At 73.5% G+C, this 9492-nt stretch carries 9 protein-coding genes; 7 read left to right on the forward strand and 2 right to left on the reverse strand.

Annotated features, from left to right (window positions below; translation table 11 throughout):
- Positions 1 to 85: 85 nt before the first annotated feature.
- Positions 86 to 1054 (reverse strand): ScbA/BarX family gamma-butyrolactone biosynthesis protein, encoded by a 969-nt coding sequence (locus AB0953_RS23895; protein ID WP_366861573.1) that lies wholly within the window; start codon positions 1052 to 1054, stop codon positions 86 to 88.
- 100 nt (positions 1055 to 1154) lie between these two features.
- Here AB0953_RS23895 and AB0953_RS23900 point away from each other — a divergent pair, with 100 nt between their 5' ends.
- From AB0953_RS23900 to AB0953_RS23910, 3 genes are all read left to right on the forward strand, one after another.
- Positions 1155 to 1832 carry a ScbR family autoregulator-binding transcription factor gene (locus AB0953_RS23900; protein ID WP_366861574.1) on the forward strand — a complete coding sequence of 226 codons (678 nt, stop codon included), beginning with the start codon at positions 1155 to 1157 and terminating at the stop codon, positions 1830 to 1832.
- Entirely contained in the window at positions 1829 to 2803 is a 975-nt protein-coding gene (locus AB0953_RS23905; protein ID WP_366861575.1) for an NAD(P)-dependent oxidoreductase, read from the forward strand. The genes AB0953_RS23900 and AB0953_RS23905 overlap by 4 nt, the downstream gene beginning before the upstream one ends.
- Positions 2804 to 2943: 140 nt before the next feature.
- Positions 2944 to 4311: a phosphomannomutase/phosphoglucomutase gene (locus AB0953_RS23910; RefSeq protein WP_366861576.1), complete on the forward strand. Its 1368-nt coding sequence runs from the start codon at positions 2944 to 2946 to the stop codon at positions 4309 to 4311.
- A gap of 120 nt (positions 4312 to 4431) precedes the next feature.
- Here AB0953_RS23910 and AB0953_RS23915 read toward each other — a convergent pair whose 3' ends face one another.
- A complete protein-coding gene (locus tag AB0953_RS23915) occupies positions 4432 to 5676 on the reverse strand; it encodes a transposase (protein ID WP_366861577.1) in 1245 nt (414 codons plus the stop codon).
- Positions 5677 to 5999: 323 nt separating this feature from the next.
- Between AB0953_RS23915 and AB0953_RS23920 the strand changes: the two genes are divergently transcribed.
- From AB0953_RS23920 to AB0953_RS23935, 4 genes are all read left to right on the forward strand, one after another.
- Positions 6000 to 6608 (forward strand): TetR/AcrR family transcriptional regulator, encoded by a 609-nt coding sequence (locus tag AB0953_RS23920; protein ID WP_366861591.1) that lies wholly within the window; start codon positions 6000 to 6002, stop codon positions 6606 to 6608.
- A 45-nt stretch (positions 6609 to 6653) separates the two neighbouring features.
- Entirely contained in the window at positions 6654 to 7565 is a 912-nt protein-coding gene (galU, locus tag AB0953_RS23925) for a UTP--glucose-1-phosphate uridylyltransferase GalU (RefSeq protein ID WP_366861578.1), read from the forward strand.
- A gap of 199 nt (positions 7566 to 7764) precedes the next feature.
- The gene (locus tag AB0953_RS23930; RefSeq protein WP_366861579.1) at positions 7765 to 8808 is read left to right on the forward strand and encodes a ParB N-terminal domain-containing protein; all 1044 of its coding nucleotides are present in this window, start codon (positions 7765 to 7767) and stop codon (positions 8806 to 8808) included.
- A 76-nt stretch (positions 8809 to 8884) separates the two neighbouring features.
- A partial coding sequence (locus AB0953_RS23935) for an MFS transporter (protein WP_366861580.1) occupies positions 8885 to 9492 on the forward strand: 608 nt, incomplete at its 3' end.

A 9492-nucleotide genomic window follows, 5' to 3' on the forward strand; every position in this document is an offset into this window, starting at 1 on the left:
TATACGCCGCCGGCGCCGCCGGCCACACCCGTTTCCGCGTGTGGCCGGCGGCGCCGTGCCGCCGGGGTCGGCCGGGTGCCGGTGGTCAGGCTGCGGCGCAGGTGTGGGCCGGGGTGTGGGCCGTCGTCGTGGTGACGGTGGCCGTGGCAGTGAAGACGACCGCGCCGTCCTGGTGGGCGGCGACGCGGACCGGGAGGCGGTCCGTCGCCTCCTCGGTGACCGGGCTGGTCTCGATCCAGCAGGGGGAGTTCAGCTCGGCGTAGCGGAAGAAACGTATCTCCATGTCGGTCAGGACGCCCTGCCGCGGGAAGGCGCAGCCGTACGCGCCCTGGCGGACGGCCTCCAGCAGGAGCATCCCGGGGGCGTGGTCCACGGGGTGGTCGAAGAGGATCGGGTGGTTCAAGTCGGTCCGCAGCAGCATGCGGTGGGTGGAACCGCTCGGCGCGAGCACCACGTCGTGGAAGCGGTCGCGGCCCACGCGGCGCGGCGCGAGCGGGGGAGCGAGCGGCAGGACGTGCGCGGCAACCTGCTCCAGGTCCGCGTAACCCCCGCGCAGACGCTGGTAGATGGCGGGGGGCTGGTTGGTGAAGGCCGCCTCGGCCGTGCCCAGGAACGCGCCGTCGCGCATCGCCGTCACGTGCATGCTGAGGCCGGCCAGCCTGCTGCCCCGGCGGGTGATGCCCGAGCAGCGGACGTGCAGGGTGATGTCGGCCGGGGTCGGCCCCACCGCCAGTGCCTCGGGATCGACCGTGTACCTGAACGTGTCCCAAATCTGCCGGTGCCCGAACGGGACCTCGTAAGCGATGTGGCTCAAAAGAGGGATCGCCTGGCGCACGGACTCGGCCAGGAGCAGCGGGTCGTGACGGCCCGCCATCGGTGTGTAGAAGCTGTGCGTGCGCGGCCACTGGGCGGTGATCACGTACTCGTCGGGTCCGGCGGCCCGACACCCCGTGAGCAGCACTTCCGAGTGCGCGCTCTTGTGCACGTACTCCCGAGGCAAGGCGCTCGTGAGCGCGGCGATCGACGAAGCTCCATGTCTGGCTAACACGGTCACGGTCAAGGCCCCCTGAAACGTCGTTGCGAACTGGTGCTTGAGTGGCGTCGGACTTAAAATAGAGGATGTTCGTTTTTTTTGTCGAGGGAGTTGAGACACCGTGTCAGAGCGCAAGCGGCAACGCGCACCTCAGCAGCGGGCGGTCCAGACGAGGGCGGCGATCCTGCGCGCGGCCGCGGAGGTGTTCGACGAGTTCGGCTTCAGCGGCGCCAGCATCAGCAAGATCATGCACCGGGCTGAAGTCACCCAGGGCGGCATGTACTTCCACTTCGGCTCCAAGGAGGAGCTCGCGTACGCCGTGATGGTCGGCCAGGGCGAGGGGCTGGTGTTCCCGGCCGGCGAGGACGGCCTGCAGCACCTGGTGGACATCACGCTCTACCTGGCGGAGCAGCTCCGGCACAATCCGGTCCTGCGGGCGGGCGTCCGACTGGCCGTGGAGCAGGGCGAGTTCGGGATGCGCGACGACGTCGCCTACCAGGCCTGGCTGCTCGAGTTCCGCCAGCAGCTGCGCTTCGCCCGCGCCAAGGGGGAGCTCCAGCCGGACGTGGACGACCACGAGCTGGCGTGGGTGCTGGTCAGCTCCTTCACTGGTGCCCAGCTGTTCTCCCAGGCGTCGACCGGGCGCGCGGACCTGCCGCAGCGGATCGCCACCCTGTGGCGCTACCTGCTGCCCGCCGTCGCCACGGACGACGTCCGCGGCTCCATCCGCCTGACCCTGCCCCCGGAGCAGCCGGCCGAAGGGACCGACGCGGACGCCGTGCAGGAGAAGTCGGCGTGAGCGTCCTCCGCGTCGTCGTCAGCGGGGCCACGGGCTTCGTGGGCTCGGCCGTGGTGCGCCGCCTGGCGGCAGCCGGCCCGCACATCGAGGTGCGGGCGCTGTCCCGTACGCCTCCGCCGGCCGCCGGGGCCCCTGGAGCCGGCGCGCCCGGCGTGCACTGGGCGGGCGCCGACCTGACCGCACCGGAATCCCTGCGCGGCGTGTGCGACGGCGCGGACGTCGTGCTCTCCCTGGCCTCCCACGTCGGCCCGGAGCCCGAGCTGTGCACGGCGGTCAACACCGCCGGTACCGCAGCCGTGGTGGCCGAGGCGCAGCGGGCGGGAGCGGCGCGGATCGTGCACCTGTCCACCTGCGCGGTCTACGGAACCGGCCCCCACCGCGGCGAGGACGTCGGGGAGTTGGCCCCCGCGCCGGTGTCCCCGGCCAGCCGCAGCCGGCTGGCGGGCGAGGAGCCGGTACTCGCCGCGGGCGGGCTGGTCCTGCGCGCGGGCCTGGTGCTCGGGCCGGGCGACCGGTGGGTCGTGCCCGCGCTCGCCGACGCCTTCCGGCGCGTACCGGCGCACTGGGACGGCGGTGCCGGGACGGCCTCCTTCGTCGACGTGGACGACTTGGCCCGGCTCATCACGGCGTGCGCCCTCGGTGCGGGAGACTCGGCCGGAGCGGCGGGCATCCTGCACGCGCACCACCCCGTACCGGTGCGCAACGCGGAGCTGATGGCAGCGCTGGCCGAGCACCGGGTCCTGCCGGCGCGACCCGCCGAGGACTGGCCGTGGGAGCGGTGCCTGGAGGCCCTCGCGGCGCGCGAAGGCTGGGTCAGCGAGCGGCAGTTCGCCCTGCTGGCCCGGGACCACTGGTACGGCGCCGGCGCGGTGTGGCGGCTCACCGGCACCGACCCGGGGCCCGGGCCGCTGGCCCGGCTCGGCGCGGCCGCACGGTGGTACCGGAGGAGGGGCGCACAGCCTCCCGGCTGACGGGGGGCGGGCCGGCGGGGCGCCGGCCGGCCCCCCGCGGCGAAATGCCAAAGCCTCGGCGTGATCGCGGCGGGCGGGCCCCGCGGGGAGACGGGCCGGGTAGCGTCCCGATCCGTCCCGTCATCCCTGAAGGAGCTGAAATGCCCGACCTTTCGCACATCGTCAAGGCGTACGACATACGCGGTGTCGTGCCGGACGCATGGGACGAGTCCCTGGCCGAGCTGTTCGGTGCGGCCTTCGTCGAGGTCGTGGGCGGCCCGGCGATCGTCGTGGGCCACGACATGCGGCCGTCGTCGCCGGGCCTGTCGGCGGCCTTCGCGCGGGGCGCGGCGGCCCGCGGTGCCGACGTGACGCTGATCGGGCTGTGCTCGACGGACCAGCTGTACTACGCCTCCGGCTCCCTGGACCTGCCGGGGGCGATGTTCACGGCGTCGCACAACCCCGCCCGGTACAACGGGATCAAGCTGTGCCGGGCGGGTGCGGCCCCGGTGGGCCAGGACACGGGCCTGGCGCAGATCCGCCGGCTGGTGGAGAGGTGGCTGGACGAGGGCGCCCCGGCGGCTCCTGCGGGCACGGCGGCGGGGACGGTCTCGGAGCGGGACACGCTGGCCGGCTACGCGGCCCACCTGCGGGGCCTGGTGGACCTGGCGCCGATCCGCCCGCTGAAGGTGGTCGTTGACGCGGGCAACGGCATGGGCGGCCACACCGTGCCCACGGTCTTCGAGGGCCTGCCGCTGGACCTGGTGCCCCTGTACTTCGAGCTGGACGGCACGTTCCCCCACCACGAGGCGAACCCGCTGGACCCGAAGAACATCGTGGACCTGCAGGAACGGGTGCGGGCGGAGGGCGCGGACCTGGGGATCGCGTTCGACGGCGACGCGGACCGCTGCTTCGTCGTGGACGAGCGCGGCGAGGGCGTCCCGCCGTCGGCGGTCACGGCGCTGGTCGCGGCCCGCGAGCTGGCCCGCAACGGCGGGTCGGGAACGGTGATCCACAACCTGATCACCTCGTGGTCGGTGCCGGAGGTCGTCCGGGAGAACGGCGGCACCCCGGTCCGCACCCGCGTGGGCCACTCCTTCATCAAGGAGGAGATGGCGAGGACGGGTGCGATCTTCGGCGGCGAGCACTCGGCGCACTACTACTTCAAGGACTTCTGGAACGCGGACACCGGCATGCTCGCCGCCCTCCACGTCCTCGCGGCCCTCGGCGGCCAGGACGGCCCGCTGTCCGCCCTGGTCGCCTCGTACGACCGCTACGCGGGCTCCGGCGAGATCAACTCGACGGTGGCCGACCAGAAGGCCCGTCTGGCGGCGGTGAAGGAGGCGTTCGCGGCCCGCGAGGACGTCACCCTGGACGAGCTGGACGGCCTGACCGCGACCGGCAAGGACTGGTGGTTCAACGTCCGCGCCTCGAACACCGAGCCGCTGCTGCGCCTGAACGTGGAGGCCCGCGACGGAGCGGTGCTGGCCCGGGTCCGCGACGAGGTCCTCTCCCTCCTCCGCGCCTGACCCCGCCCGGGCCGCGGCGGGGCCGCGGCCCGGCCCGGCCCGGCCCGGAAGGGCGTCGAGCCGAGCACCCTCGGGCAGCGGGCAGCGGGCAGCGGGCAGCGGGCAGCGGGGCGGCGGTTCTCAGGCGGACCGGCGGGATCCGAGCGCCGTCGGGTAGGCCGGCACGCCCGGACGGCTCTGGCGGTCCCGCAGGGCGGGGAGGCTCTTGTAGGCGTACGCGGCGGACATCAGGGTCATGTGGTGGTGCCAGCCGGGGAAGGAGCGGCCCTCGAAGTCGAGGAGGCCGAAGTCCTCCGCCAGGGTCCCCAGCGCCCGCCCGGCCTCGGCGGACTGCCGGGCCAGGTACAGCAGGTCGTCCATCCGGTGCTCCACCATGTTGGTGATCCAGATCGGGCCGCCCCGCCGGCCGGGCCCCGGGCGGCGCTCGCCGAAGAGGCGGTACGTCACGCGCCCCGTTGCCGGGGTGCCCGTCTCGGCGCCCGGTACCCGGACCAGGCCCGAGTGGATCCGCATCGGCTGCGCCCGTGAGGCGGGGCCGGTGAGGACCGCCGCGTACGGGTGGCGGGTGTTGCCCAGGCGGGCGAGGTCGCCCGCGGTGGTCTCGCACCCTGCCGCCCGGGCCGCGTCGGCGCGCCCGGGGGCGAGCCCCGCCGCCCTGACGGGCAGGGTGTGCGGGACGGAGACCAGGAAGTCGTGGCCGCGCCGGCCGAGCGCGCCCAGCAGCTCGGCGGCGCCGGCCAGCCGGCTCAGGTCGGCGACCACGGGCGTGCGCGCCGCCGAGGTGTGCGCGGCGACCGCGTCGACGAGTTCGAGGACGAGGGCCTCCGGCGCCCGGTGTGCGGTCCCGGGCGTGATCCGTGCCCGGCGGCGCTGGTCGGGGTCGTCCGTCCAGGCCTCGGGGAGCATGAGCCGCCAGTCGACGGGAACGCTCGCCCCGCCCAGGGACAGGAACAGGCCGAGTCCGAACTGGCCGTTGACGGTGCGTCCGGCGGCGGGGTCGAAGCGGCGGTGCACGCCGACCGAGTGCTCACCGCGCTTCGGCAGGACCGCCTGGCCGATGGTCCAGGCGTGGACCGGGTGGCGTTCCTCGACCCAGTGCAGCAGGGCCCGGCGGGCCGGTTCCCAGTCCCAGGGGCTGGCGTTGATGAACTGCTGCAGGGACTGCGAGGCCGTGGGCGAGGCGGTGACGGAGGCGGCGAGCCGGCGCACGGACTTCTTGCCCGGCGTGGTCAGCAGCCCTTGGAGGTAGACCTGCGCCCACCGCCGCTGGTCGGCGCGCGGTAAGTGGCCGAAGAGGCGTTCCGTATAGCCGTCCAGCGCGGTGTCCATGGAGACCAGGGCTCTGGGCCGGGTGTCTGCCGTCATCTCTCCCCCTTCGCTGCGGGCGCCGGCCTGAGGCGGCGAACTCCAGCCAGAATACAGAACGTTCGTTTTTTTTCTAGCGCAGGGCTGGCGCCCGCCCCGCGACTTGGGCACGTTGGTAGCCGGGGCTGCCGGCGCCCCGGGCGTCGCACGGGCGGGGGCCGCTTCTTCGCCAAGTCCGCGTTGTGCGCCGGCGGCGCCCGGGAAAGGCTGGGGCCGCCTCGCGGGCCCCCATTGCCCGGCGAGTCGGGAACGACCTGGACGTCAGTGAGAGTGCATTGGTAAAGCAAGAGCGCGGATTGCTCACCCGTAAACACCTGATCGCGGTGGCGGGCCTCGAATTCGATCGCCATGGATACGAAGGAACGTCGTTCACGCGGCTGAGCCGCTCTGCCGGGGTATCGGTGGGTGCACTCACCTTTCATTTCTCGTCCAAGGCGGAACTCGCCCTCGTCGTCGAGGAGTCGGGCCGGTCCGCCACGCGTGCAGTGGTCGAGCGCGTCATGGCGCGCGGCGGCCCGCCGCTGGAGACCCTCGCCGCGCTCGTCGTGGCCCTCGGCTCCCTCATCGAGACGGACCCGGTCGTACGGGCCACGGCGCGGCTGACCCAGGAGCGGGCCGGCGCCGGGGCCGGCCCCGAGTGGTACGGCAGCTGGCTGCCGGAGGCCGGGGCCCTGCTGGACCAGGCCGGGAGCGAGGGCCGGCTGCGGTCCGGCGCCGACCCGCGCCCGGCCGTGCTGCTGCTGTCGCACCTGGTCGGCGGCACCGTCGTGCGCGTGCGCCACGGCCGGATCCGCCGGCCCGGTGCGGCCGTGGGCGAACTGCGCGAATTATGGCGGGTGATCTGCCGCGGCATTGCGGCTCCGACGGCGGGCTGCGCCCCGTACGGGGATACCGCGGCCGAAAATGAAAATGCCCAAGTAGATCCGGGCTGAGCCGAATGGGGGCCGACGGCGGAACGCCGCGCCTAGCCTCGGGGCATGAATTCCTCATCTCGCCGGATAACCAAGGCAGTCGTCCCCGCCGCGGGCCTCGGCACGCGATTCCTCCCGCTGACCAAAGCGACCCCGAAGGAAATGCTCCCGGTCGTCGACAAGCCGGCCATCCAGTACGTGGTGGAGGAGGCGGTCGCGGCCGGCCTGTCCGACATCCTCATGGTCACCGGCCGCAACAAGCGGGCCCTGGAGGACCACTTCGACCGCAACTACGAGCTGGAGGAGGCCCTCCAGCGCCGCGGCGACCAGGACAAGCTGGAGAGTGTCTGCGCCTCCACCGAGCTCGCCGACATCCACTACGTGCGCCAGCGCGACCCCAAGGGGCTCGGCCACGCCGTCCTGTGCGCCGCGCCGCACGTCGGGCAGGAGCCGTTCGCCGTGCTCCTGGCCGACGACCTGATCGACCCCCGCGACCCGCTGCTGTCCCGCATGGCCGAGGTCCGGGCGCGGCACGGGGGCAGCGTCGTCGCCCTCATGGAGGTCGAGCCGGCGGTGATCCACCAGTACGGGTGCGCTGCGGTGGACCGCTCGTCGGCCGGCTCCGGAGCCGGCCTGCGCATCACCGACCTGGTCGAGAAGCCGGCGCCCGGCACCGCGCCGAGCAGCCTCGCCATCATCGGCCGCTACCTCCTCGACCCGGAGATCTTCGACGTCCTGCGGGCCACCGCGCCCGGGCGCGGTGGCGAGATCCAGCTGACGGATGCGCTGCGCGCGCTCGTCGAGGCGGGCCGGCCCGTGCACGGCGTCGTCTTCGACGGCCGCCGCTACGACACCGGGGACCGGGCCGAGTACCTGCGCGCGACGGTCCGGCTCGCCTGCGAGCGCGACGACCTGGGGCCCGAATTCCTCTCCTGGCTCCGGGAGTTCGTGGGAACGCAGCAGCTCGTAGGGGTCTGAGCCGCCGTGCGGTGGGCGACCGCCGAACTTCCCCGGTCGCCCACCCCGGCCCCGGCCACTCGGGCGAGTTGCCGAAATAGCGCCGGCCTTCACCGCCAGCACGAGTTACCGAACAGTAGTTACGTAATTTCTTCCCCGGAGCCGTCGACCGAACGCCGCGACGCCCCGGCCACCGACGCACGGAAGGAGGTGAATCCCCATGCACCCCACACACCGCCCCAGCAAGCGGACCGCACCCCACACGGTCCACGCGGTGTCCACGGCGGCCGCCCCGGCCTCCGTGACCGAAGTCCCCGTCGGCGCACTGCACTGCGCCGACTCCCCGCGCACCGTCCAGGTGGACGAGAGCCACGCCCAGGCCCTCGCCCAGTCCGGCCGGGCCCTGCCCCCCCTGCTCGTGCACCGTCCGTCCATGCGGGTCATCGACGGAACGCACCGGCTGCGGGCCGCCGTACTGCGCGGGCAGCCCACGGTGGACGTGACGTACTTCGACGGCAGCGCCGAAGACGCGTTCGTCCTCTCGGTGGAGGCCAACATCAGCCACGGGCTGCCGCTCACCCATGCCGAGCGGACCTCCGCGGCGTTACGGATCCTGCGCTCCCATCCCGACTGGTCCGACCGCGGCATCGCGCGCCGGGCCGGTCTTGCGGCCAAGACCGTCGCGGCCCTGCGCCGCCGCGAGGCACCGGAGGCCGAGCCGCCGGGACGCGTCGGCCAGGACGGCCGGATCCGGCCCTCGGATCCGGCGCGCGGCCGGGAGGCCGCCGCCCGGCTGCTGGCGGGGCGACCCACCGCCTCGCTGCGGGAGATCGCCCGGGAGGCGGGCATAGCGCCGTCGACCGTACGGGACGTCCGACGCCGCATCGGCGAAGGGGCGGACCCCGTGCCCGCCGCCCAGCGCCGTCCCGGGACCACCGCGGGCCCGCCCCCCGTCGGGCCCGCGACCCCGGGACCGGGCCGGGCCCCGAGCAGGGGCCCGGCCCCGGGACCCGGGAGGCAGCTGCCCTCCCTGGTCGCCGGCCTGTGCAAGGACCCCCTGCTCAGGCTGAGCGAAGCGGGCCGGCTCCTGCTGCGGATGCTCGACCTCCACGTGAGCGGGCTCCGCCACTGGGAGCGGATCGTCGCCTCGGTCCCCCCGTACCGGGCCGAGACCGCGGCCGCCGCGGCCGCCCAGTGCGCCCGCGACTGGCAGGAACTGTCCGAGGAACTGGTCCGCCGCGCCTCGGAGGAGGCCCGCGCCTGAGCGCGCCTCCACCCCCAAGTACCGGCCTTCCCTGCGGAAGGCCTCCGTTCAAGTGTGTGTGAAAGGAAGTCTGGCGATGTCGGTTGTCGAGGGTGCTCGGGTTGCGGAGGGTGTGGGGGAGGGCCCGGTTCGTTTGGACGGGCGTTTGAAGTTGGTGCTGGTGGTGCTGCTGGTGGCGCAGTTCATGCTGGCGGTGGACTTCTCGATCCTGAACGTGGCGTTGCCGGTGATCGGTGACGGGCTGGGGTTCTCGTTGTCGAACCTGCAGTGGATCGCGACGGCGTTCGCTTTGTGTGCGGCGGGGTTCACGTTGTTGTTCGGGCGGGTTGCGGATCTGTTCGGTCGGCGGCGGTTGTTCCTGGTGGGTCTGGCGGTGCTGGGTCTGTCGTCGTTGGCGGGTGGTCTGGCGGGCAGTCCTGAGATGCTGATCGTGGCGCGTGTGTTCCAGGGGCTGGCGACGGCGGCGGTGACGCCGGCGGGTCTGTCGCTGTTGACGACGTCGTTCCCGGAGGGGCCGCTGCGGCAGAAGGCGCTGGGGCTCAACGGTGCGCTGATGTCGGCGGGGTTCACCACGGGCGCGATCCTGGGTGGTGTTCTGACGGATCTGCTGTCGTGGCGGTGGGCGTTCTTCATCAATGTGCCGGTGGCGCTTGCGGTGTTGTTCATTGCTCCGGCGGTGATCAA

The organism is Streptomyces sp. NPDC046866 (assembly GCF_040704625.1).
Classification (GTDB): domain Bacteria; phylum Actinomycetota; class Actinomycetes; order Streptomycetales; family Streptomycetaceae; genus Streptomyces.